The organism is Nocardia sp. NPDC003693, from assembly GCF_053981095.1.
Genome location: NZ_JBSFNO010000006.1, coordinates 38,209 through 62,382, shown reverse-complemented (window position 1 = coordinate 62,382; position 24,174 = coordinate 38,209). Strand labels below are relative to the sequence as shown.

The 24,174-nt window shown below is 66.7% G+C and carries 19 protein-coding genes; 18 read left to right on the top strand and 1 reads right to left on the bottom strand.

The window, feature by feature from the left end; all coding sequences use genetic code 11:
- Positions 1–73: 73 nt before the first annotated feature.
- From nusG to rplA, 3 genes are all read left to right on the top strand, one after another.
- The gene (nusG, locus tag ACWDOP_RS09695) at positions 74–853 is read left to right on the top strand and encodes a transcription termination/antitermination protein NusG (protein ID WP_456344724.1); all 780 of its coding nucleotides are present in this window, start codon (positions 74–76) and stop codon (positions 851–853) included.
- A 206-nt stretch (positions 854–1,059) separates the two neighbouring features.
- Positions 1,060–1,494: a 50S ribosomal protein L11 gene (gene rplK / locus ACWDOP_RS09690; RefSeq protein ID WP_364642821.1), complete on the top strand. Its 435-nt coding sequence runs from the start codon at positions 1,060–1,062 to the stop codon at positions 1,492–1,494.
- Between the two features lie 93 nt (positions 1,495–1,587).
- Positions 1,588–2,298 carry a 50S ribosomal protein L1 gene (gene rplA / locus ACWDOP_RS09685; RefSeq protein ID WP_454201603.1) on the top strand — a complete coding sequence of 237 codons (711 nt, stop codon included), beginning with the start codon at positions 1,588–1,590 and terminating at the stop codon, positions 2,296–2,298.
- Positions 2,299–2,390: 92 nt separating this feature from the next.
- Here rplA and ACWDOP_RS09680 read toward each other — a convergent pair whose 3' ends face one another.
- Entirely contained in the window at positions 2,391–2,693 is a 303-nt protein-coding gene (locus ACWDOP_RS09680; RefSeq protein ID WP_456344723.1) for a hypothetical protein, read from the bottom strand.
- A 433-nt stretch (positions 2,694–3,126) separates the two neighbouring features.
- On the opposite strand from ACWDOP_RS09680, the gene rplJ reads away from it, so the two are divergent.
- The 15 genes from rplJ to ACWDOP_RS09605 all read left to right on the top strand — a co-directional run bounded on the left by rplJ (position 3,127) and on the right by ACWDOP_RS09605 (position 24,163).
- Entirely contained in the window at positions 3,127–3,690 is a 564-nt protein-coding gene (gene rplJ, locus ACWDOP_RS09675) for a 50S ribosomal protein L10 (RefSeq protein ID WP_454201605.1), read from the top strand.
- A 65-nt stretch (positions 3,691–3,755) separates the two neighbouring features.
- The gene (gene rplL / locus ACWDOP_RS09670; protein WP_454201606.1) at positions 3,756–4,136 is read left to right on the top strand and encodes a 50S ribosomal protein L7/L12; all 381 of its coding nucleotides are present in this window, start codon (positions 3,756–3,758) and stop codon (positions 4,134–4,136) included.
- A 230-nt stretch (positions 4,137–4,366) separates the two neighbouring features.
- Entirely contained in the window at positions 4,367–5,425 is a 1,059-nt protein-coding gene (locus tag ACWDOP_RS09665; RefSeq protein ID WP_454201607.1) for an ABC transporter ATP-binding protein, read from the top strand.
- A gap of 97 nt (positions 5,426–5,522) precedes the next feature.
- Complete coding sequence (locus ACWDOP_RS09660) at positions 5,523–6,230, top strand: MlaE family ABC transporter permease (RefSeq protein ID WP_354987578.1); 708 nt, start codon at positions 5,523–5,525, stop codon at positions 6,228–6,230.
- Positions 6,231–6,233: 3 nt separating this feature from the next.
- Positions 6,234–7,100 (top strand): MlaE family ABC transporter permease, encoded by an 867-nt coding sequence (locus tag ACWDOP_RS09655; protein WP_454201608.1) that lies wholly within the window; start codon positions 6,234–6,236, stop codon positions 7,098–7,100.
- A complete protein-coding gene (locus ACWDOP_RS09650; protein ID WP_454201609.1) occupies positions 7,097–8,449 on the top strand; it encodes an MCE family protein in 1,353 nt (450 codons plus the stop codon). Before ACWDOP_RS09655 ends, ACWDOP_RS09650 begins: the two co-directional genes overlap by 4 nt.
- The gene (locus tag ACWDOP_RS09645; protein ID WP_456344722.1) at positions 8,446–9,534 is read left to right on the top strand and encodes an MCE family protein; all 1,089 of its coding nucleotides are present in this window, start codon (positions 8,446–8,448) and stop codon (positions 9,532–9,534) included. The genes ACWDOP_RS09650 and ACWDOP_RS09645 overlap by 4 nt, the downstream gene beginning before the upstream one ends.
- Complete coding sequence (locus tag ACWDOP_RS09640; RefSeq protein ID WP_454201611.1) at positions 9,534–10,541, top strand: MCE family protein; 1,008 nt, start codon at positions 9,534–9,536, stop codon at positions 10,539–10,541. The genes ACWDOP_RS09645 and ACWDOP_RS09640 overlap by 1 nt, the downstream gene beginning before the upstream one ends.
- Positions 10,542–10,543: 2 nt before the next feature.
- The gene (locus ACWDOP_RS09635; RefSeq protein ID WP_456344721.1) at positions 10,544–11,800 is read left to right on the top strand and encodes an MCE family protein; all 1,257 of its coding nucleotides are present in this window, start codon (positions 10,544–10,546) and stop codon (positions 11,798–11,800) included.
- Complete coding sequence (locus ACWDOP_RS09630) at positions 11,797–13,044, top strand: MCE family protein (protein ID WP_456344720.1); 1,248 nt, start codon at positions 11,797–11,799, stop codon at positions 13,042–13,044. Before ACWDOP_RS09635 ends, ACWDOP_RS09630 begins: the two co-directional genes overlap by 4 nt.
- Entirely contained in the window at positions 13,041–14,282 is a 1,242-nt protein-coding gene (locus ACWDOP_RS09625; RefSeq protein WP_456344719.1) for an MCE family protein, read from the top strand. The genes ACWDOP_RS09630 and ACWDOP_RS09625 overlap by 4 nt, the downstream gene beginning before the upstream one ends.
- A 70-nt stretch (positions 14,283–14,352) precedes the next feature.
- Positions 14,353–15,141, top strand: a complete 789-nt coding sequence (locus tag ACWDOP_RS09620) for a hypothetical protein (RefSeq protein WP_456344718.1) — start codon at positions 14,353–14,355, stop codon at positions 15,139–15,141.
- A gap of 11 nt (positions 15,142–15,152) precedes the next feature.
- Entirely contained in the window at positions 15,153–15,863 is a 711-nt protein-coding gene (locus ACWDOP_RS09615) for a hypothetical protein (RefSeq protein ID WP_456344717.1), read from the top strand.
- Positions 15,864–16,586: 723 nt separating this feature from the next.
- On the top strand, positions 16,587–20,072 hold the full coding sequence (rpoB, locus tag ACWDOP_RS09610; protein WP_454201617.1) for a DNA-directed RNA polymerase subunit beta: 3,486 nt from the start codon (positions 16,587–16,589) through the stop codon (positions 20,070–20,072).
- 137 nt (positions 20,073–20,209) lie between these two features.
- Entirely contained in the window at positions 20,210–24,163 is a 3,954-nt protein-coding gene (locus tag ACWDOP_RS09605) for a DNA-directed RNA polymerase subunit beta' (protein ID WP_454201618.1), read from the top strand.
- Positions 24,164–24,174 lie beyond the last annotated feature (11 nt).

Here is a 24,174-nt window from a genome sequence, read left to right as displayed (position 1 = left end):
GGGCGGGAACCCATCCGCCGGGTTACCCCCGGCGCGCACAGGATTACGTGACGATAAGGAAGCGAGTGCCCCAGTGAGCACCCCGGAGAACGGCACAACCGACGAATTCCAGGTCGACGACGTGGTCGAGGCCACCGACGTCGAGGAGTTCGACGACCCCGCCGACGCGGAGGAAACCACTGCGCCGACCGCCGAAGAACTCGCCGCTCCCATCGATGCCGAGCCCGCCGATCCCGTCGCCGAGATGAAGGCCGCGCTGCGCCGCGCCCCCGGTGACTGGTACGTCATCCACTCCTACGCCGGCTACGAGAACAAGGTGAAGACCAATCTCGAGACCCGCGTGCAGAACCTCGGTCTCGAGGACTACATCTTCCAGGTCGAGGTGCCGACCGAAGAGGTCACCGAGATCAAGAACGGCCAGCGCAAGAACGTCAACCGCAAGGTGCTGCCGGGCTACATCCTGGTCCGCATGGAACTGAACGACGAGTCCTGGGGCGCGGTCCGCAACACCCCCGGCGTCACCGGTTTCGTCGGCGCGACCTCGCGCCCGTCGCCGCTGTCCATCGACGACGTGGTGAAGTTCCTGGTCCCGGCCGCGCAGCAGAAGAAGGCCGCGGCCACCACCGCCGCCGCCACCGCGGGCGAGTCCGGCGAGACCCCGGTCATCAAGCCGACGATCGACGTCGACTTCGAGGTCGGCGAGTCCGTCACCGTCATGGACGGCCCGTTCGCCACGCTGCCCGCCAGCATTTCCGAGATCAACGCCGAGCAGCAGAAGCTCAAGGTGCTGGTGTCGATCTTCGGTCGCGAGACCCCGGTCGAGCTGGCGTTCACTCAGGTCGCCAAGATCTAGTTGGCTCGGGGGCCGGTTCGGCCCCCGATAACACCTGCGACTAGACTTTCCGGGTTGCGTCTGGGGTCTGGCTGTCTTTCCACGGTCAGGCATGCCCGGGCGCGATCCCGGAGCAGGCTTACGGGTTTTCCCGTAAGGCATGACCATGTGCGAGGGCAGAGGAATACCCCAGGGTGTCCACCTGCCCCTAAACCAAGGAATACGAGATGCCCCCGAAGAAGAAGAAGGTATCTGGGCTCATCAAGCTCCAGATCAAGGCCGGTGCTGCCAACCCGGCTCCGCCCGTCGGCCCCGCGCTGGGTCAGCACGGCGTCAACATCATGGAGTTCTGCAAGGCCTACAACGCGGCGACCGAGTCGCAGCGCGGCAACATCATCCCGGTCGAGATCACGGTCTACGAGGACCGCTCGTTCGACTTCAAGCTGAAGACCCCGCCTGCTTCGCAGCTGCTGCTCAAGGCCGCCGGCGTGCAGAAGGGTTCGGCCGAGCCGCACCGCAACAAGGTCGCCCAGGTCACCATGGACCAGATCCGTGAGATCGCCAAGACCAAGGCCGAGGATCTGAACGCCAACGACATCGATCAGGCCGCCAAGATCATCGCCGGCACCGCTCGCTCGATGGGTATCACCGTCGCGGAGTAGGCGCTCGCGCTCCGGCGCGCGGCAGCACTTTCCCGTGGGAGGGCCGGCCAGGCCCGACAACCACGTCTGAACTTACGAACAGGACAGAACAACATGGCAAAACGAAGCAAGGCTTATCTCGAGCAGGCCGCCAAGGTCGACAAGTCGTCGCTGTACGCCCCGCTGGCCGCGGTGCGTCTGGCGAAGGAGACCGCCACCACCAAGACCGACGCCACCGTCGAGGTCGCCGTCCGCCTGGGTGTCGATCCCCGCAAGGCCGACCAGATGGTCCGCGGCACCGTCAACCTGCCGCACGGCACCGGTAAGACCGCTCGCGTCATCGTCTTCGCCGTCGGCGACAAGGCCGCCGAGGCCGAGGCCGCCGGCGCCGACGCCGTGGGCGCCGAGGATCTGATCGAGCGCATCCAGGGTGGCTGGCTGGAGTTCGACGCCGCCATCGCGACCCCGGACCAGATGGCCAAGGTCGGTCGTATCGCGCGCGTGCTGGGCCCCCGCGGCCTGATGCCGAACCCCAAGACCGGCACCGTCACCCCCGATGTGACCAAGGCCGTTCAGGACATCAAGGGCGGCAAGATCAACTTCCGTGTCGACAAGCAGGCCAACCTGCACTTCGTCATCGGCAAGGCGTCCTTCGACGAGAAGAAGCTGGCCGAGAACTACGGCGCCGCTTTCGATGAGATCCTGCGCGTCAAGCCCTCCACCGCGAAGGGCCGCTACGTCAAGAAGGTGACGTTCTCGACGAACACCGGACCGGGCATCCCGGTGGATCCGAACCGCACCCGCAACTTCGCCGAAGAAGACTGAGAAAGTCTCCGCGACGAACTTGCGTAGCAACGCATGACGAAGGGCCGGTACAGGGAAACCTGCACCGGCCCTTCGGCTTTCACACTGCCGAGTCAGTCGCCGCTGCTACCGCTGCTACCGCCGCTGCCGGTGATGCCGGTGCCGATCGCGTAGAGGACCTGGCACAGCGGGCCTTTGGTCTCGTCGGCGCCGCACAGCACGGTGAAGAGCAGGCCGACCGGCCAGGCCGCGATGCCGCGGGCGGACTCGGTGCTCGACCCGGAACCCAGCGATCCGGAGTCGGCGATCGGGGCGGGGGAGACGGCGGGGGCGGCCAGTGCGGGACCAGCGGCGACACCGCACAGGGCGGCGGAAATAGACGCTGCGGCAAGGGTTTTGGTGATTATTGTCGTCATCGGGAAACCTCCGTGAAGATGATTCGCCGATGATATTGGTTGCCGCTCGAAAGTGAAGCACGTCACTTTCATCGGCTTGCGCGCATGGCCGCGATAGTGACCCGTCGCGCCGGCCGCGCGCCCCGTCCGGACCCCGTTTTGGTGGATGGATAGACATCCGCTATTCTGGTCCACGGTCACCGGCCAGTTCGGTGATCACCCAATCGTTCTACCGAAGACCGTTGGTTGCTGCCCCCGGGCAGTCGAAGGTCCAGCGTTACTGCTGGCGGCCCACGCAGGGAGAGCCGAGGTTGGGAAGCCGTACGGGTTCGCCCGTCACGAGTTTCTTTCACGCCCCGGGACCTCTGCGTCCGCGGGGCGTTTGCTTTATCGCTGGCCCCTGGCGGTGTCGGTAGTGCAACTACGAACCGACCATCCAGAGAGGAGGCGAAGTATGGCAACCACCGAGAAGGTCACCGCGGTCGCGGAGATCGCGGAGCAGTTCAAGAGCTCCACTGCCACCGTTGTCACGGAATACCGTGGACTGTCGGTCAGCAAGATCACGCAGCTGCGTCGGGCACTGGGCGCGGACGCCACCTACTCCGTCGCCAAGAACACCCTGGTCAAGCGTGCGGCCGCCGAGGCGGGCGTCGAAGGCCTGGATGACTTGTTCGTCGGTCCGACCGCCATCACCTTCATCAAGGGTGAGCCGGTCGAAGCCGCGAAGGCGCTCAAGGCTTTCGCCAAGGACAACAAGGCGCTGATCATCAAGGGCGGCTACATGGACGGCGTCGCGCTGTCCGTGGCCGAAGTTGAGCGGATCGCCGACCTGGAGTCCCGCGAGGTCCTGCTGGCCAAGCTGGCCGGCGCCATGAAGGGCAACCTGTCCAAGGCCGCGGGTCTGTTCGCCGCGCCCGGCAACCAGCTTGCTCGCCTGTTCGCGGCGCTCGAGGAGAAGAAGGCGAACGAGGGTGGCGCTGCCGCTCCCGCCGCCGAAGCTCCGGCCGCTGCCGAATAAGTCTCACCCACAAACCTTTTCGGCGTCGCTGACGCGCTGCCGAAACCATCGAAAGGAAGAATTCAATGGCCAACGTTGAAGAGCTGCTCGAAACCTTCGGTTCCATGACCCTGCTCGAGCTCTCCGAGTTCGTCAAGGCGTTCGAGGACAAGTTCGAGGTCACCGCGGCTGCCCCCGTCGCCGTCGCCGCCGCCGGTGTTGCCGGTGCCCCGGCCGACGCCGCCGAGGAGCAGGACGAGTTCGACGTCGTCATCGAGTCCGCCGGCGACAAGAAGATCCAGGTCATCAAGGTCGTTCGCGAGATCGTCTCCGGCCTGGGCCTGAAGGAAGCCAAGGACCTGGTCGAGGCCGCCCCGAAGGCGCTGCTGGAGAAGGTCAACAAGGAGGCCGCCGAGGCCGCCAAGGCCAAGCTCGAAGAGGCCGGCGCCAAGGTTTCCGTCAAGTAATTCTTGCCGGTACTTCGAAAGAGCGGTATCCCTGCGGGGATGCCGCTCTTTTCGTGTCTCACAGCGGTTGTGATTGAGTCGTGATGGGGTTTACCGGCGAGTCAGGTCCTGCTGTCCGGGACGGGCGGTATGCGATACAGTGACCGGACCTACTGTGATGCGCCACACCGCGCAAAGAATTTCGTGTGCGCCGCAGTAGGGCGCTCGTCGGAGAAATTGTGGAGGTTGGCGTGGGCGTCGAGGTCAGGACCGAAGGCATCACCAAGTCGTTCGGTTCCCAGCGAATTTGGCAGGATGTCAGTCTGACACTGCCGTCGGGGGAAGTCAGCGCGCTGCTCGGACCCTCCGGTACCGGTAAGTCCGTCTTCCTGAAGTCTTTGATCGGCCTGCTGCGCCCCGAGCGCGGCTCCATCTACATCGATGGCGTCGATATCACCACCTGCTCCAACAAGGAGCTCTACGAGATCCGCAAGCTCTTCGGCGTCCTCTTCCAGGACGGCGCGCTCTTCGGCTCGATGAACCTCTTCGACAACGTGGCCTTCCCGCTGCGGGAGCACACCAAGAAGAGCGAATCCGAGATCAAGAAGATCGTCATGGAGAAGCTCGAGCTCACCGGTCTGCTGGGCGCGGAGGGCAAGCTCCCGGGCGAGATCTCCGGCGGTATGCGCAAGCGCGCCGGCCTGGCCCGCGCCCTGGTGCTCGACCCGCAGATCATCCTGGTCGACGAGCCGGACTCCGGTCTGGACCCGGTCCGCACCACCTATCTGTCGCAGCTGTTGATCGACATCAACGCGCAGATCGACGCGACGATCCTCATCGTCACGCACAACATCAACCTGGCGCGCATCGTGCCGGACAACATCGGCATGCTCTTCCGCCGCCAGCTGGTCATGTTCGGCCCGCGCGAGGTGCTGCTGACCTCGGACGAGCCGGTGGTGAAGCAGTTCCTCAACGGCCGCATGATCGGCCCGATCGGCATGTCCGAGGAGAAGGACGAGTCGCAGATGGCCCGCGAGCAGGCCATGGTCGACGCCGGTCACCACGCCGGTGGCGCCGAAGAGGTCGAGGGCATCATCCCGCAGATGCGGGCGCAGCCCGGCATGCCCGTGCGTCAGGCCGTCGGCCGTCGCCGCGAGCGCGTGCGCCAGATCCTGCACACCCTGCCGCCCGCCGCGCAGGAGGCGATCCGCAACTCCCTGGAGGAGAACGGCGACCACGACACGCAGGTGATTCCCGCCTACCAGGGCTCCTACGACTCTACGGTTCGACACAACCTGACCAACGGGTAACATACGGCGCGTGAACCGAAACCTGACGCGACTACGCACCCCCGTCGAGTCAGGTCTCGCCCAGGCCGGCAACATCTTCGCACTCCTTCTGGATGTCATGCGCAAGACGTTTCGCCGGCCTTTTCAATGGCGTGAGTTCATCGAGCAGTCGTGGTTCATCGCGAGTGTCTCGATCCTGCCCGCCGCTCTGGTAGCGATTCCGTTCGGCGCAGTGGTGGCTCTGCAAACCGGCTCGCTCATCAAGCAGCTCGGTGCGGAAGCCTTCACCGGCGCGACGAGCGTGCTGGCGACGGTCCAGCAAGCGGCGCCCGTGGTGACCGCGCTGATCATCGCCGGCGCCGCGGGCTCGGCCGTGGCGGCCGATCTCGGCTCGCGAACCATTCGCGAGGAGATCGACGCCATGGAGGTCCTGGGCATCGATCCCATTCAGCGCCTGGTGGTTCCGCGCGTGCTCGGCATGATGCTGGTCGCGCTGCTGATGAACGGCCTGGTCGCGGTCGTCGGCATCTGCGGCGGCTACTTCTTCAACGTGGGTCTGCAGGGCGGCACGCCCGGCGCCTACCTCGCCTCGTTCTCGGCCCTGGCCCAGCTGCCCGACCTCTGGATCGGCGAGATCAAGGCGTTGATCTTCGGACTCGTGGCGGGCGTCATCGCCGCCTACAAGGGTCTGCATCCCAAAGGGGGACCGAAAGGAGTAGGAGACGCCGTGAACCAGTCCGTGGTGATCACGTTCCTGGTGTTGTTCTTCCTGAACCTCATCCTCACCCTGATCTATCTTCAGGTCGTTCCCGCAAAGGGCGCGTGACCCATGGTCGTTTCGCAGCGCTCCACCGTTCTCACCCGGTCGGCGCGCCGGGTATCCGGTGCGCTCAGAGCCCCGGTGGCCGTGGTCGATCGGGCCGGGGACCAGATGTCCTTCTACGCCCGCGCCATCGCCTGGATCCCGCGGACCGCCGTGCACTACCGCAAGGAAGTCATGCGGCTGCTGGCCGAGGTGACCTTCGGCTCGGGCGCGCTGGCGATCATCGGCGGCACCATCGGCGTCATCGTCTTCATGTCGGCCTCGGTCGGCGTCGTGGTGGGCCTGCAGGGTTTCAAGGCCCTCGATTCGCTCGGCTCGGGCGTGCTCACCGGGTTCCTGACCGGCTACATCAACACCCGTGAACTGGCGCCGCTGGTCGCGGCGCTCGCGCTGTCGGCAACCGTCGGTTGCGGTTTCACCGCGCAACTCGGCGCCATGCGCATCTCCGAGGAGATCGACGCGCTCGAGGTCATGGCCGTGCCGGGCGTGCCGTTCCTGGTGACCACCCGCGTGATCGCCGGCTTCCTGGCGGTCATCCCGCTGTACATCGTCGGCCTGCTCGGAACCTACGTCGCGTCCCGGCTGATATCGATCTACTTCAACGGGCAATCGAGCGGGTCCTACGACCACTACTTCAGCCTGTTCCTGCCACCCGAAGACGTGGTCTATTCGTTCCTGAAGGTGCTCGTCTTCGCCTTCGTCATCATCCTGGTGCACTGCTACTACGGCTTCAACGCGACCGGCGGTCCGGCGGGAGTCGGTGTGGCGGTTGGGCGCGCCGTGCGTGCTGCCATCGTCTTGATCAATATTCTGGACTTCTTCTTGAGCCTTGCTATTTGGGGAACGACGACGACGGTGCGGGTGGCCGGATGAGTAATCCCGACAGAGTGCGGTTCTGGCGGTCGACGGCGAAGCTGCGCGCCCGCACGCTCGGTGTGCTGTTCTTCGTGCTCTGCGCGCTGTTCCTGTGGACCACCACCGCCATCTACTCCAAGAAGTTCGTGGACACCGTCCGCGTGGACCTGCTGACCGACACCGTCGGCAACGCCCTGACCCGCAACGCGGACGTGAAGGTGCGCGGGGTCAACGTCGGCGAGGTCCGCTCCAGCGACTACGACGGCAAGCAGGTCACCCTCGACCTGGCCATCGATCCGGGGATGGCCGAGAAGATTCCGGCCAACGTGACCGCCCGCCTGCTCCCCAAGACGCTCTTCGGCGAGCGCTACGTCGAGCTGGTGTGGCCCGAGGATCCCAGCGGACACCTCACCGAGGGCATGACCCTGCACCAGGACACCAGCGGCCACGCCGTCGAGGTGAGCCAGCTGCTCGATCACGTACTGCCGCTGCTGCAGGCCATTCCGCCGCAGTACCTGGCCTCCACCCTCGGCGCGATCTCGCAGGGTCTGCAGGGCCGGGGCGAGGAGCTGGGCCGCACGATCGACCGGCTCGACAAGATCTTCACCGAGGTGAACACCGAATTGCCCACGCTGCAGGAGGATCTGCGCAGCTTCGCCGAGGTGGCCGCCACGTATTCCGACGCGGCCCCGCAGCTGGTGTCCGCGCTGGACAATCTGCGCACCACCAATGCCACGATCGTGCAGCAGCGTTCACAGATCGACACCATGCTCGCGGTGCTGACGCCGAGCTCGTCCGATCTGGCCGACTTCCTGATCACCAATCGGGACAACATCATCGACGTGGCCGCCGACGCGCGGCCCGCGCTGGAGGATCTCGCCAAGTACTCGCCCGGGTTCACCTGCGCGCTGGCGAACTTCGCGCAGATGAAGCCGCGCATCGACGAGCTGTTCGGCAAGGGCACCGACCTGCCGGGTTCGCGGGTGACCGTCGAGATCGTCAACCCGCGCGGGCGCTACGTCCCGAACCAGGACGAGCCGCGCTGGTTCGATCCGCGCGGCGCGATGTGCATCCCGGAGTATCCGCTCACCGTGGACCCGGGCCAGTACACCAACGGGTCGGCCAACGACGGCTCGTATCAGCCGCCCAGCCGCAATCCCGGTGACCAGAACATCGGCCGGATGGCCTCGCCGCAGTACCGCGTGTACGGCCCGGCCGCGCCGAGCATCGCCGGTTCGCCCGCCGAGCAGCAGACCCTGGGCGCGATCTACGGTGCGGCCCACGGGGTCTCGCCGGACGAGGTGCCCGGCTGGATCACCCGGATCGCGGCCCCGGCCTTCCGCGGCAGTGAGGTGAGCATTCGATGAAGGACGTGCTGCGCGGCCTCGGCCCGACGCTGGCCAAACTCATCGCCTTCATCGTGGTGACCGTGCTGGCCACCGGCGTGCTGGCGCTGACGATCGCCAACTACAGCGGCGGCGGTACCAGGTTCAACGCTCGCTTCACCGACGTGACGTCGCTGAACAAGGGCGACGAGGTGCGTATCGCCGGTGTCCGGGTCGGCAAGGTGACGAAGGTGTCGATCGTCGACAAGACCCTGGCCAACGTCGAATTCGAGGTGTCGGACCGCTCGTCGCTGCCCGCCTCGACCATCGCCACGATCAAGTACCGGAACCTGGTGGGGCAGCGCTACATCGCCCTGGAACAGGGTGCGGGCGAACAGGGTCGCAAGATCAACAAGGGCGCCACCATCCCGCTGGAGCGCACCCGGCCCGCGCTGAACCTGACCGAACTGTTCAACGGTTTCCGGCCGCTGTTCCAGACGCTCACCGCGGACGACGTGAACAAGCTGTCCTACAACATCATTCAGGTGTTCCAGGGCGAGTCCGGCACCATCACCGAACTGGTCGGCAACACCGCGGCGCTGACCAACAAGATCGCCGACAAGGACGCGGTCATCGGCGAGGTCGTCCGCAACCTCAACGCCGTGCTCGAGGTGGTCAACAACCGCGACGACCAGCTGAACCAGCTGATCATCAACACCGAGGCGCTCATCACCGGGCTCAACGCCGAACGCGGCGTCATCGGCTCGGCGCTGACCTCGCTCGGCAACCTGACCTCGGCCACCGCCGACCTGCTCGTACCGGTGCGGCCGAACCTGCAGGGCGCCATCGCGGGCCTGAACGAACTGACCGGCACCCTCAACAGCCGGTCCGACGAGGTCAACGAGGGCCTGGCCAACCTGCCGATCAAGATGGAGAAGCTGGGCCGGGCCGCCTCCTACGGCTCGTGGTTCCAGTTCTACCTGTGCGGCATCGACATCGTCGCCGGACCGGGCACCGCGGACGCGCCGCAGCTGAACCTCCCCGAGGCGATCCAGCACATGCCGACGATCAACCAGCCGGTCTACACCAACCCGGCCCCGCGCTGCCACGGAAAGGGAGGCCGCTGATGGACGACCGCGTCGTACTCGGAAAGCGCAGCCCCGTTTTCATGGGCGGCCTCGGCCTGGCCATGGTGCTGCTGGTGACCGTGTCCGCCTTCAGCCTCGACAAACTGCCCCTCATCGGAGCCGGCACGAAGTACACCGCCGAGTTCTCCGAGGCGGCCGGGCTCAAGAAGGGCAACGAGGTCCGCATCGCCGGCGTCAAGGTCGGCCAGGTGCAGGACGTGCGCCTGGACGGCGACCGGGTCCTGGTCGACTTCCGCACCCAGGACGCCTGGATCGGCAACGAGAGCACCGCCTCGATCCAGATCAAGACCCTGCTCGGGCAGAAGTACCTCGCGGTCGAGCCCAAGGGCAGCGAGACCGCGGACCCCGACGACGCGATCCCGCTCTCGCGCACGGTATCCCCGTACGACGTGGTGGACGCCTTCAGCGACGCGGCCACCGACCTCGAGGAGACCGACACCGCCCAGCTCGCCCAGAGCATGCGGGTGCTCTCGGAGGCGTTCTCCGGAACCCCCGCCGAGATCCGCTCCTCCATCGACGGCGTAGCCCGGCTCTCGGAATCGCTGGCCAAGCGAGATGACCAGTTGCGCAAGCTGTTCGGCGCCACCAAGCAGACCTCGCGGCTGCTGGCGGACCGCAACGCAGAATTCGAGCGGCTGCTCGGCAACGGCGGGCAGCTGCTCGCCGAGCTGAACGTGCGCCAGCAGGCGATCTCGCAGCTGCTCGCCGGCGCGAAGACCATCGCCGCCGAACTGAGCGCGCTGGTCGCGGACAACGAGGCGCAGATCGGCCCGGCGCTGACCAACCTCGAGCAGACCATCACCCTGCTCAACGACAACCAGGCCAACATCTCCAAGACGCTGCAGCTGGCCGCGCCCTTCTACGGCCTGTACGCCAACGTGCTCGGCACCGGGCGCTGGTTCGACGCGGTCATCACCAACCTGATTCCGCCCGCCCTGCCCGAGATTCCGGGCGATCGCGCGCCGATCCGCAAGATGGGAGGCTGAGGATGGCGAACAATCCGCTGACCGCGGTGCGCGACAGCAGCCCCAGGACCAAACTGATCGCCCTCGTGGCCGCGGTCGCCGTGGCGCTCGCGGCGGTGGCGTGGTGGGGCTTCGGCAAGCTCAACACCACCGTGATCACCGCGTACTTCGACAAGTCCGTCGGCATCTACGTGGGCTCGGACGTGCGGATCCTCGGCGTGCCGGTGGGCACCGTGAAAGAGGTGACCCCGCAGGGCGAGCAGGTCAAGGTCGTCATGGCGGTCGACCGGAAGTACGACGTGCCCGCCGACGCCAAGGCCGCCCAGATCACCCCGTCGGTGGTCTCGGACCGCTACATCCAGCTCGCGCCCGCCTACCAGGGCGGACCCAAGATGGGCCGCGAGGCCACCATCCCCAAGGACCGCACCGCCACCCCCGTCGAGGTCGACCGGCTGTACAAGAGCATCACCGAACTGTCCGAGGCCCTGGGGCCCAACGGCGCCAACAAGGACGGCGCGGTGAACGACCTCGTGCGCTCCGCCGCGCAGAACCTCTCCGGCAACGGCGAGGCGCTCGGCAACAGCTTCACCCAGCTGTCCAAGGCCGCCAAGACGCTCTCCGATTCGCGCACCGACATCTTCGACACGGTGAAGAACCTGCAGGAATTCGTGCGCATGCTGGCCGAGAACGACGCGCAGGTGCGCGAGTTCAACGTCCAGCTCGGCTCGCTCGCGGGCTTCCTGGCCGACGAGCGCCAGAGCCTGGGCGACGCGCTGAGCCTGCTGTCGGTCGCGCTCGGCGACGTGGCCCGGTTCATCGACGACAACCGGGAACTGGTGCAGTCCAACGCGCAGGCGCTGACAACCCTCACCCAGACCCTCGCCGATCAGCGCGACGACCTGGCGACCGCGCTGCCGCTGATCCCGACCGCGCTCTCCAACCTCATCAACGTGCACAACGGTGAGACCGGAACCCTCGACATGCGCCCCAATTTCGACGATCTGCAGAACCCGTTCGGCGTGCTGTGCAAGATGCTCGATCTGGGCAAGCTGCGGCCGGGCGATCCCCAGTTCGACGCGATCTCGCGGCAGCTGCGGCCGATCCTGGACAACTGCGGCATCATCACCGACCAGCTCACCGCGGGCGTGAAGACGCCGTCGCTGGTGCTGCCGTTCGGAATTCTCAGCGGCGACAATGTGCAGCGCAATCCGGTGCCCGGCAGCGTGCCCGGCGTACCGTCCGACCAGCTGCCGCCCTCGCAGGGAGGTGGACAGCGATGAGACGAATACGGAACGCGCGCACCGGCGTTGGGCACGGCCGCACCGCCGCGCTGGCGCTCGCCCTCGGCGCTGTGACCGTCGTCGCGGCGGGCTGCGGCAACGGCGCGTACAGCATCCCGCTGCCCGGCGGCCCGAACGTCGGGGACAACCCGCTGCACATCGACATCCGCTTCGCCGACGTGCTGGACCTGGTGCCGCAGTCCACCGTGAAGGTGGACGGCGTCGCGGTGGGCCGGGTCGACCGCATCGAACTCGCCCCCGACGGCTGGACCGCCAGCGTGCGCGCGGTCGTGAACAACGACGTCGACCTGCCCGCCAACGCCCGGGCCGAGGTGCGCCAGTCCAACCTGCTCGGCGAGAAGTTCATCGAACTGTCCGCGCCTGCACACGATCCCGCGTCCGCGCGGCTGACCGACAACGCGGTCATCGACGTCGCCCAGACCCGCACCGCCACCGAGGTGGAGCAGGTGCTCGGCGCGCTGTCACTGCTGCTCAACGGCGGCGGCGTCGCGCAGTTGCAGCCCATCGTGGTCGAGCTGAACAAGGCCCTGGACGGCCGCGACGCCAAGACGAGATCGCTGCTGGAACAGGCGAACAAGCTCATCGGCGGATTGAACGACCAGGTCGAGGACATCACGCGCGCCCTGGACGGGCTCGATGTGCTCTCCAGCCGGGTCGGGCAGCAGACCGCGCAGATCGCCAAGATCCTGGACGAACTGCCCGAGGGCATCCAGATCCTGAACGAGCAACGGCCGCAACTGATTCAGCTGCTCACCCAGCTGGATCGGCTGGGCCAGGCCGGATTCGACGTCCTGGACAACTCCAAGGACGATCTGATCCGGGACCTGAACTCGCTGCGGCCCACGCTGCAGGAACTCGGCAAATCCGCCGGTGACCTGGTGACCGCCTTCCCGCTCATCCCGACCTACCCCTTCCCGGACGAGGCCATCAAGTCCGCGTTCGGCGGTCAGGTCAACACCTGGCTGTCGGTGGACCTGGAGATCGGCACGCTGCTGTCGAATCTCGGTGTGGGCAAACCGGATCCGGTGTACATCCCGCCGGCGGGCCGGCAGGTCAACGTGGACCCGAGCAACCCGTACTACAACGGCAACGGCCCGCGTGACGGCTGGCCCACCATCTCGCTGGTGCCGCTGCCGCCGACGGTGGTGCCGCCGGGGCTGCCCGCCCTGCCCGAGCCGCTCGGCGCCTTGCTCGATCAGCTGGGAGTGGGTGGTCCGCGATGACCCGTCTGGTGCGTTTTCAGCTCATCGCCTTCGCCGTGATCGCGGTGCTCGGCGTCGCCTTCGTCGGCGCGAAGTACGTGCGCCTGGACAACATGCTCGGCTTCGGGCTCTACCACGTCACGGTGAAGATGCCCGAGACCGGCAACCTGTCCAAGGGCGCCGAGGTCACCTACCGCGGCGTGCCCGTGGGCCGGGTCGGCTCGCTCGACATCACCCCGGACGGCGTCGAGGTCGTCCTGGACATGGATTCGGGCAAGCCCCGGATCCCGGTGAACGCGAAAGCCGTGGTGGCCAATCGATCCGCCATCGGCGAGCAGTACGTGGACCTGATGCCCAGCAGCACCGCCGGCCCGTTCCTGGAGGACGGTTCGGTCATCGACGGCGCCCAGGTGCCGATCCGGGTCGAGGAATTGCTGGGCAGCGTCGATCATTTCGTGCAGACCACCGACCTGGCGGCGCTGAGCACCGCGGTCACCGAACTCGGCAAGGCGTTCGACGGCAAGGGCGACGACCTGGAGATCCTGGTCGACTCGCTCGGCAAGTTCACCGAGACCGGTGTCGAGGCGCTGCCGCAGACCCTGGCCCTGCTCCGGGACGCCCGGATCGCGCTGGGTACCCAGGCCGAGCAGTCCGGCAGCATTCGCCAGTTCAGCAACGGCCTGGATCTGCTCGCCGCGCAACTGCGTTCGAGCGATCCCGACATCCGCAGGCTGATCGGCACCGGCACCGATGCGGGCGATCAGATCCAGCGCCTGGTGGCCGAGAGCGGCCCGGCGCTGACCACAAGCCTGACGAACCTGCGGGTCATGCTGCTGGCCGTGTCGCCCAAGTTCTACGCGCTCGGGCCGCTGCTGCAGATGCTGCCGCTGCTCTCGATCGGCGCCTCGGCCACCGCGCCCGGCGACGGCACCACCCACTTCGGCCTGGTGCTCGAGACGAACAATCCGCCGGCGTGCACGGTCGGGTACGAGGGCACGCAGGACATCATCCGCCAGATGAAGGACCGGAACCCGGACTTCGACGACAGCCGGGACGATTTCCCGTTCAACACGAACGCGAAATGTCTTGTGCCGCAAGGCAGTGAGACCGCGGTTCGCGGTGGCGAGCGTGCCGAACTGGCCGATCCCAGTGTCCCGCAGCCGTGGGACGACAAGCCCAAGTACGACCCCGAGAAGCTCAATCTGAACCCCGTCGCGACCCAGCTGGCCACGCTCATGGGCGTCACCCCGAAGCGGTGACGCACCGCCGAGGCGCGTGTTCGCGCACAGCCGGGGCCGCGTCGCGCACAGTGGAAAGTATGGTGTCGGCGTGAGCCAGCAAAAGGACAGCAACCAGGACGCGGAGCTAGGCGAGCCGGCCGCGGAGCCGGTCGCCGAGTCCACCCCGGATCCGGCGCCCGTCCTCGCGAAGCCGGCGCCCGCACCCGACGCCGAGGCGGCGCCCGAGGCCGAGCCGAAGGCCGGGTCCCGGACCGAGCCCGAGGATTCGGAGCCGCCCGCCGGGACCCGTTCCCTCGACACCCACCGGGTCGTCACGCTCGCGTCGATCGCTCTGCTGGCCGTGGCCGCGGTGGCCGCCGCCTGGTTCGGCGGCACCTGGATCGTCGGCGGGCTGATGCAGGACCGTCCGCGCGCGCAGGCTCGCGACAACGCGCTCGACGCCGCCCAGCAGGCGGCGATCAATATCACGTCGATGAACCTGGCCGACGTCGACGGTTCGCTGTCGCTGGCCCGTTCGTCCATGACGGGCGAGCTGCTCGACGCCTCCACCGCGAACCAGGACCAGATCAAGAAACAGGTCCTGGAATCGAACGTGAACATGACCTCCAAGGTGGTCGGCGGTTCGCTCACCGAACTCAACTCCGAGCGGGACCGGGCCGCGGCCCTGGTCGTGCTCGAGGTGACCGAGAACGGCCCGGGCAAACCCGCCGCCAAGCTGCGCTACACCTGGTCGGTGGACGTGGTGCTCGACGACGGCGTGTGGAAGGCCGATCAGGTCCAGGTCGTCTCCGATCCCGTCTCGCTCGGCGGGGGAGCGCAGCAGCCCGCCCCGGGGGAGACGACGCCCACCACCGAGCCCGCCCCGCCGGGCAACTAGGAGACGCGATCATGGCCAACAAACGCCCCGTCAATCGCGTCAGCCCCAAGCGCCGCCCGCCCGCCCAGCGCGCCGCGGGCGCCCGCACCACCGCCGAGGATCTGCGGCACGGCACCACGGGCGGTATCGCCGCCCGCAAGGCCGCCGCGCGCTCGGCCGCCGCCGAGCGTCGCGCCCCGGCCCCGGAACGGCCCGCGCGGCCCCGCACGCCCCGCTCCGGCGGCGGGGTCCGGAGCTGGCGTACCGCACTGCTGTGCGGCGGCGCGGCCGTGCTGCTCGCCGCCTTCGCCGTCGTGGGCGCGCTGCGGCCCGGCGTGGACGACGCCAACCTGGCGTACGTGGACAACACCGCCACCGACGAGGTCAAGGCGGCAGCCCAGCACGCGCTGTCCACGATCTACGGCTACAACGCCAAGGACATCGACAAGTTCCGCGACAACGCCCGGGCCGTGATGACCGGCACCATGCTCGCGGAGTTCGACAAAGACAAACTGCTCGACACCGGCATCGACGCCATCAAGCAGACCGGGACCGACACCAAGGCCACCCCCGACCCCATCGGGGTCACGCTACTGACCGGCGATCGCGCCGAACTGCTGGTCAACCTGGCCATCGTCGCCACCAAGGACGGCGTCCCGGCCCCGCTGGCCTCGGGCCCGATCGTGCTGCGCATGCAGAAGGTCGACGGCCGCTGGCTGGCCTCGGAGATCGCCGACAGCTGATCGGTTCCCACCCGCTTTCCCGCGTGCTCGTGCGCGGGATCTGCGCTGATCGGGGGCGGATTCCGGCCCGCCGGACGGTACCCGCGCCCGCGGCGCCCGCGCGTCGCCGAATTCGGAATTTCCCGCCCCACCTGCGGTATCCGCGACCCGGGTCGCCGCCTGACGAGGCGATCTTCTACTGGGGCAGGCGAACTCGGGTTTTGTCAACTTTTGGCGCCACTTGACGAGTTTCGTCCGACCCGTCACGCTATTCACAACAGCGGCGGCTGTCACAGGGGATCAGACGCCGACGTGGAGCTCGAGCGATCGCAGCCAGCGGACAACGGAGCCCAGTCGGCCGACGGTGTGACGGAGTTGTTGTTCCATAACGCGGCCTCACCCGCCGCGCGGACGCGGTGCCGAAGATCGCAGGAATGCGGTTCGACCATCGCGGAGATGCGGTGTAACCGTCGCAGGGATGCGGTGTGGTCACCGCCACGACACGCTTCGGCGCGTTAGCCCTCCGGGCTTCACCACGGGTGGTACTTTGACACCCCCGTAGGTTTGGGTGTAGTTTTGGACGTTGCGCTGGCTGCCTCCTGTCCATACCTCGATCGCATCGTCGAAAGTTCCACCTTCCGGTGTTACTTCCGCTGCTTGCTGTTCGGGTTTCGTTCGGGTAGTCACCAGCGGAATTCGTAGCAGACAAGCGACGGTCGCGGACCACCACGCGACGCGCGTGAGGTGCTGGAAGGACGCATCTTGGCAGTCTCCACCCAGACCAAGGCCGGTATTCCCGGAGCCCCGAAGCGGGTGTCTTTCGCGAAGATTCGTGAGCCCCTCGAGGTTCCGGGTCTTCTCGATCTACAAACCGACTCGTTCGCCTGGCTGATCGGTTCACCGGTGTGGCGGGAAAAGGCGATCGCCCGTGGCGACGTCAACCCGTTCGGTGGGCTCGAGGAGGTGCTCGAGGAGCTCTCGCCGATCGAGGACTTCTCCGGTTCCATGTCCCTGTCGTTCTCCGACCCGCGCTTCGAAGAGGTCAAGGCCTCCATCGAAGAGTGCAAGGACAAGGACATGACCTACGCGGCGCCGTTGTTCGTCACCGCGGAGTTCATCAACAACAACACCGGTGAGATCAAGTCTCAGACGGTCTTCATGGGTGATTTCCCGATGATGACCGACAAGGGCACGTTCATCATCAACGGCACCGAGCGCGTCGTCGTGTCGCAGCTGGTTCGTTCGCCGGGCGTGTACTTCGACGACACCATCGACAAGAGCACCGAGAAGACGCTGCACAGCGTCCGGGTGATCCCGTCGCGTGGCGCGTGGCTCGAGTTCGACGTCGACAAGCGCGACACCGTCGGTGTGCGTATCGACCGCAAGCGCCGGCAGCCGGTCACCGTGCTGCTCAAGGCGCTGGGTCTGACCGCCGAGGAGATCGTCGAGCGCTTCGGCTTCTCCGAGATCATGATGTCCACCCTCGAGAAGGACAGCACCCCCGGTCAGGACGAGGCCCTCCTCGACATCTACCGCAAGCTGCGTCCGGGCGAGCCGCCGACCAAGGAGTCCGCGCAGACCCTGCTGGAGAACCTGTTCTTCAAGGAGAAGCGCTACGACCTGGCTCGCGTCGGCCGCTACAAGGTCAACAAGAAGCTGGGCCTGAACCTCGACAAGCCGGTCACGGGTTCGGTGCTGACCAAGGAAGACATCGTCGCGACGATCGAGTACCTGGTCCGTCTGCACCAGGGCGATCGCATGATGACCGCGCCGGAGGGCCGCGAGGTTCCGGTCGAGGTCGATGACATCGATCACTTCGGCAACCGTCGTCTGCGCACCGTGGGCGAGCTGATCCAGAACCAGATCCGGGTCGGCCTCTCGCGTATGGAGCGTGTCGTGCGTGAGCGCATGACCACCCAGGACGTCGAGGCCATCACGCCGCAGACCCTGATCAACATCCGTCCCGTCGTGGCCGCGATCAAGGAGTTCTTCGGAACCTCCCAGCTGTCGCAGTTCATGGACCAGAACAACCCGCTGTCGGGTCTGACCCACAAGCGCCGCCTGTCGGCGCTGGGCCCGGGTGGTCTGTCCCGTGAGCGCGCCGGTCTGGAAGTTCGAGACGTCCACCCGTCGCACTACGGCCGCATGTGCCCGATCGAGACCCCGGAAGGCCCGAACATCGGCCTGATCGGTTCGCTCTCGGTGTACGCGCGGGTCAACCCGTTCGGCTTCATCGAGACCCCGTACCGCCGGGTCGTCGACGGCCGCGTCACCGATGAGGTCAAGTACCTCACCGCCGACGAGGAAGACCGCCACATCCGCGCCCAGGCGAACTCGCCGGTCGACGCGGACGGCCGCTTCCTCGAGGAGCGCGTGCTCGCTCGCCACGGCAACGAGGAGATGGAATACGTCGACGCGTCCGCGGTCGACTTCATGGATGTCTCGCCGCGCCAGATGGTGTCGGTCGCGACGGCCATGATTCCGTTCCTCGAGCACGACGACGCCAACCGTGCCCTCATGGGCGCGAACATGCAGCGTCAGGCCGTGCCGCTGGTCCGTTCCGAGTCGCCGCTGGTCGGCACCGGTATGGAGCTGCGCGCCGCGGTCGACGCCGGCGACGTGGTCGTGAACCAGAAGGCCGGTGTGGTGGAAGAGGTTTCGGCCGACTTCATCACCGTCATGCACGACGACGGCACCCGCCGCTCGTACCGCATGCGCAAGTTCGAGCGTTCGAACCAGGGCACCTGTGCCAACCAGCGTCCGATCGTGGACGAGGGGCTGCGGGTCGAGGCCGGGCACGTGCTCGCCGACGGCCCCTGCACCCAGAACGGTGAGATGGCCCTGGGCAAGAACCTGCTCGTGGCGATCATGCCGTGGGAGGGCCACAACTACGAGGACGCGATCATCCTGTCGCAGCGCCTTGTGGAGGATGACGTGCTCACCTCGATTCACATCGAGGAGCACGAGATCGACGCGCGCGACACCAAGCTGGGCGCCGAGGAGATCACCCGGGACATCCCGAACGTCTCCGACGAGGTCCTGGCAGATCTCGACGAGCGCGGCATCGTCCGCATCGGCGCCGAGGTCCGCGACGGCGACATCCTGGTCGGCAAGGTCACCCCGAAGGGCGAGACCGAGCTGACCCCCGAGGAGCGCCTGCTGCGCGCCATCTTCGGTGAGAAGGCTCGTGAGGTTCGCGACACCTCGCTGAAGGTGCCCCACGGTGAGTCCGGCAAGGTCATCGGCGTGCGCGTGTTCTCGCGTGACGACGACGACGATCTGCCCCCGGGCGTCAACGAGCTGGTCCGCGTGTACGTGGCGCAGAAGCGCAAGATCCAGGACGGCGACAAGCTCGCCGGCCGGCACGGCAACAAGGGCGTCATCGGCAAGATCCTGCCGCAGGAAGATATGCCCTTCCTGCCGGACGGCACGCCGGTCGACATCATCCTGAACACCCACGGTGTGCCGCGTCGTATGAACATCGGCCAGGTGCTGGAAACCCATCTGGGTTACATCGCCAAGACCGGCTGGCAGGTCGAGGGTGAGCCCGACTGGGCCCGCCGTCTGCCCGAGGAGATGCTGGGTCAGGAAGCCGACACCAATATCGCCACGCCCGTGTTCGACGGTGCGCGCGAGGAGGAGCTGACGGGTCTGCTGGCCTCGACGCTGCCGAACCGCGACGGCGAGAAGATGATCGACGACAACGGCAAGGCGGTGCTGCTCGACGGCCGCTCCGGCGAGCCGTTCCCGTACCCGGTCTCGGTCGGCTACATGTACATCCTGAAGCTGCACCACCTGGTGGACGACAAGATCCACGCGCGTTCGACGGGTCCGTACTCGATGATCACGCAGCAGCCCCTCGGTGGTAAGGCTCAGTTCGGTGGTCAGCGCTTCGGTGAGATGGAGTGCTGGGCCATGCAGGCGTACGGCGCCGCCTACACGCTGCAGGAACTGCTCACCATCAAGTCGGACGACGTGGTCGGCCGCGTGAAGGTGTACGAGGCGATCGTCAAGGGCGAGAACATCCCGGAGCCGGGTATCCCGGAGTCGTTCAAGGTTCTGCTCAAGGAACTGCAGTCGCTGTGCCTGAACGTCGAGGTGCTGTCCTCGGACGGCGCCGCGATCGAGATGCGCGACGGCGATGATGAGGACCTGGAGCGCGCCGCGGCGAACCTGGGTATCAACCTGTCCCGCAACGAGGCTGCGACGGTCGACGACCTGGCGCAGTAAGAGCGATCGGTCCGGGTGGGTAATTCGTTGAATCACCCACCCGGGCGGACCTTTTCGAGCGACCCGCACACGGTCGCCACGAGATGGATATAGCGACTTTTGCTCATACTCAACCCGTACAGGGGAAAGGAAGTTACGTGCTAGACGTCAACTTCTTCGATGAACTCCGGATCGGCCTGGCTTCCGCCGAAGACATTCGTCAGTGGTCGTTCGGCGAGGTGAAGAAGCCGGAGACCATCAACTACCGCACGCTGAAGCCCGAGAAGGACGGCCTCTTCTGCGAGAAGATCTTCGGTCCCACGCGGGACTGGGAGTGCTACTGCGGTAAGTACAAGCGCGTCCGCTTCAAGGGCATCATCTGTGAGCGCTGTGGCGTCGAGGTCACTCGCGCCAAGGTGCGCCGTGAGCGGATGGGCCACATCGAGCTGGCCGCGCCGGTCACCCACATCTGGTACTTCAAGGGCGTGCCTTCGCGCCTGGGTTACCTGCTCGACCTGGCGCCGAAGGATCTCGAGAAGATCATCTACTTCGCCGCCTACGTCATCACCGAGGTGAACGAGGAGGCTCGCCACAACGAGCTCTCCACGCTCGAAGCGGAGATGGACAGCCGCAAGAAGGTCGTCGCCGATCAGCGCGACGTCGACCTGGAGGCCCGCGCCCAGAAGCTCGAGGCCGACCTGGCCGAGCTCGAGGCCGAGGGCGCCAAGTCCGATGTGCGCCGCAAGGTCAAGGACGGCGGCGAGCGCGAGATGCGTCAGCTGCGCGACCGCGCCCAGCGCGAGCTGGACCGGCTCGACGAGGTCTGGACCACGTTCACCAAGCTGTCGGTCAAGCAGCTCATCGTGGACGAGATGCTGTACCGCGAGCTGCAGGACGAGTACGGCGAGTACTTCACGGGCCACATGGGCGCCGAGGCGATCCAGAAGCTCATGGAGCAGTTCGACATCCCGGCCGAGGCCGAGAACCTGCGTGAGATCATCCGGACGGGCAAGGGCCAGAAGAAGCTTCGCGCGCTGAAGCGTCTCAAGGTCGTCGCCGCGTTCCAGATGAACGGCAACTCGCCCATGGGCATGGTGCTGGACGCCGTCCCGGTGATCCCGCCGGAGCTGCGCCCGATGGTTCAGCTCGACGGTGGCCGCTTCGCGACCTCCGACCTGAACGACCTGTACCGCCGCGTGATCAACCGCAACAACCGTTTGAAGCGACTGATCGATCTGGGTGCGCCCGAGATCATCGTGAACAACGAGAAGCGCATGCTGCAGGAGTCGGTCGACGCGCTGTTCGACAACGGCCGTCGCGGCCGTCCGGTCACCGGTCCGGGTAACCGCCCGCTGAAGTCCCTGAGCGATCTGCTCAAGGGCAAGCAGGGTCGTTTCCGTCAGAACCTGCTCGGTAAGCGCGTGGACTACTCGGGCCGTTCGGTCATCGTGGTCGGTCCGCAGCTCAAGCTGCACCAGTGCGGTCTGCCGAAGCTGATGGCGCTCGAGCTGTTCAAGCCGTTCGTCATGAAGCGTCTGGTCGATCTCAACCACGCGCAGAACATCAAGTCCGCCAAGCGGATGGTCGAGCGTCAGCGTGCCCAGGTGTGGGACGTCCTCGAAGAGGTCATCTCCGAGCACCCGGTGCTGCTGAACCGCGCGCCCACCCTGCACCGCCTGGGTATCCAGGCCTTCGAGCCGCTGCTGGTCGAGGGCAAGGCCATCCAGCTGCACCCGCTCGTGTGTGAGGCGTTCAACGCCGACTTCGACGGTGACCAGATGGCCGTGCACCTGCCGCTGTCCGCGGAGGCGCAGGCCGAGGCTCGCATCCTGATGCTGTCCTCGAACAACATCCTGTCGCCCGCCTCGGGTCGTCCGCTCGCCATGCCGCGTCTGGACATGGTCACCGGCCTGTTCTACCTGACCCGCCTCGAAGAGGGTGGCAAGGGCGAATACCAGGCCGCGACAAAGGATTCCGCCGAGTTCGGCGTGTACTCCTCGCCGGCCGAGGCGCAGATGGCGGTGGACCGCGGTGAGCTCACCGTGCGTTCGCTGATCAAGGTGCGCCTGACCGAGCAGCGTCCGCCGAAGGACACCGAGGCCGAGCTGTTCCCGAACGGCTGGCAGCGGGGCGACGCGTGGACGGTCAAGACCACGCTGGGCCGCGTCATCTTCAACGATCTGCTCCCGGCGGACTACGCGTTCATCGACGAGCCGATGCCGAAGAAGCGTCAGGCGGCGATCATCAACGATCTCGCCGAGCGTTACCCGATGATCGTGGTCGCGCAGACGGTCGACAAGCTGAAGGACGCGGGCTTCTACTGGGCCACGCGTTCGGGCGTCACCGTCTCGATGTCGGACGTGCTCGTGCCGCCGAACAAGGCGGACATCATGGCGCGCTACGACGAGCAGGCCAACCAGATCGAGAAGAAGTACCAGCGCGGTGCTCTCGACCACCAGGAGCGCAACAACGCCCTGGTCAAGATCTGGCAGGAAGCGACCGAAGAGGTCGGTCGCGCGCTGCGTGAGCACTACCCGGCCGACAACCCGATCATCACGATCGTCGACTCGGGCGCGACGGGTAACTTCACCCAGACCCGTACCCTCGCGGGTATGAAGGGCCTGGTGACGAACCCGAAGGGTGAGTTCATCCCGCAGCCGATCAAGTCCTCCTTCCGTGAGGGCCTGACGGTTCTGGAGTACTTCATCAACACGCACGGCGCTCGAAAGGGTCTGGCCGACACCGCGCTTCGTACCGCGGACTCGGGCTACCTGACCCGTCGTCTGGTCGACGTGTCGCAGGACGTCATCGTGCGCGAGACCGACTGTGGCACCGAGCGCGGCATCGTGGTGCCGATCGCGGAGAAGCAGGCCGACGGCTCGCTGATCCGGGACGCGCACGTGGAGACGAGCACCTACGCTCGTACCCTCGCGACCGACGCGCTGGACGCCAACGGCAACGTCGTCATCGAGAAGGGTCACGATCTCGGTGACCCGGCGCTGGACGCGCTGCTCGAGGCCGGCATCACCGAGGTGAAGGTCCGCTCCGTGCTGACCTGCACCACCGGCACCGGCGTGTGCGCGACCTGCTACGGCCGTTCGATGGCGACCGGCAAGCTGGTCGACATCGGTGAGGCCGTCGGTATCGTCGCCGCGCAGTCCATCGGTGAGCCCGGTACCCAGCTGACCATGCGTACCTTCCACCAGGGTGGTGTCGCGGGCGATGACATCACCGGCGGTCTGCCCCGTGTGCAGGAGCTCTTCGAGGCTCGTGTGCCCAAGGGCAAGGCGCCGATCGCGGAGGTCTCGGGTCGCGTGCGGCTCGAGGACGACGACCGCTTCTACAAGATCACGATCATCCCGGACGACGGGTCGGACGAGGTCCTGTACGACAAGCTGTCGAAGCGTCAGCGTCTGCGCGTGTTCAAGCACGAGGACGGCTCGGAGCGCCTGCTCGCCGATGGCGATCATGTCGAGGTCGGCCAGCAGCTGCTGGAGGGCTCGGCGGATCCGCACGAGGTGCTGCGCGTGATGGGCCCCCGTCAGGTGCAGATCCACCTGGTCCACGAGGTCCAGGAGGTCTACCGCTCGCAGGGTGTGTCGATCCACGACAAGCACATCGAGGTCATCGTGCGGCAGATGCTGCGCCGCGTGACCATCATCGATTCGGGTGCGACCGAGTTCCTGCCCGGTTCGCTCGTCGAGCGGGCCGAGTTCGAGTCCTCGAACCGTCGCGTCGTCGCCGAAGGCGGCGAGCCGGCGTCGGGCCGCCCGGTCCTGATGGGTATCACCAAGGCGTCGCTGGCGACCGATTCGTGGCTCTCGGCGGCCTCCTTCCAGGAGACCACCCGCGTGCTGACGGACGCCGCCATCAACTGCCGCTCCGACAAGCTGATCGGCTTGAAGGAGAACGTGATCATCGGCAAGCTGATCCCGGCCGGTACCGGCATCAACCGCTACCGCAACATCCAGGTCCAGCCCACCGAGGAGGCCCGTCAGGCCGCGTACGCGGTGCCGTCCTACGACGACACCTACTACACCCCGGACGGCTTCGGCACCACGACCGGTGCCGCGGTTCCGCTGGACGACTACGGCTTCAGCGATTACCGCTAAGTCCTAGTCCA

Coding starts and splice junctions, on each gene's coding strand:
- ACWDOP_RS09635 (WP_456344721.1), top strand. CDS start 10,544: ATGGCGAACAATCCGCTGACCGCGGTGCGCGACAGCAGCCCCAGGACC.
- ACWDOP_RS09680 (WP_456344723.1), bottom strand. CDS start 2,693: ATGACGACAATAATCACCAAAACCCTTGCCGCAGCGTCTATTTCCGCC.
- ACWDOP_RS09630 (WP_456344720.1), top strand. CDS start 11,797: ATGAGACGAATACGGAACGCGCGCACCGGCGTTGGGCACGGCCGCACC.
- ACWDOP_RS09655 (WP_454201608.1), top strand. CDS start 6,234: ATGGTCGTTTCGCAGCGCTCCACCGTTCTCACCCGGTCGGCGCGCCGG.
- rplA (WP_454201603.1), top strand. CDS start 1,588: ATGGCAAAACGAAGCAAGGCTTATCTCGAGCAGGCCGCCAAGGTCGAC.
- rplK (WP_364642821.1), top strand. CDS start 1,060: ATGCCCCCGAAGAAGAAGAAGGTATCTGGGCTCATCAAGCTCCAGATC.
- ACWDOP_RS09645 (WP_456344722.1), top strand. CDS start 8,446: ATGAAGGACGTGCTGCGCGGCCTCGGCCCGACGCTGGCCAAACTCATC.
- rplJ (WP_454201605.1), top strand. CDS start 3,127: ATGGCAACCACCGAGAAGGTCACCGCGGTCGCGGAGATCGCGGAGCAG.
- ACWDOP_RS09660 (WP_354987578.1), top strand. CDS start 5,523: ATGCGCAAGACGTTTCGCCGGCCTTTTCAATGGCGTGAGTTCATCGAG.
- ACWDOP_RS09625 (WP_456344719.1), top strand. CDS start 13,041: ATGACCCGTCTGGTGCGTTTTCAGCTCATCGCCTTCGCCGTGATCGCG.
- ACWDOP_RS09640 (WP_454201611.1), top strand. CDS start 9,534: ATGGACGACCGCGTCGTACTCGGAAAGCGCAGCCCCGTTTTCATGGGC.
- rplL (WP_454201606.1), top strand. CDS start 3,756: ATGGCCAACGTTGAAGAGCTGCTCGAAACCTTCGGTTCCATGACCCTG.
- ACWDOP_RS09650 (WP_454201609.1), top strand. CDS start 7,097: ATGAGTAATCCCGACAGAGTGCGGTTCTGGCGGTCGACGGCGAAGCTG.
- ACWDOP_RS09615 (WP_456344717.1), top strand. CDS start 15,153: ATGGCCAACAAACGCCCCGTCAATCGCGTCAGCCCCAAGCGCCGCCCG.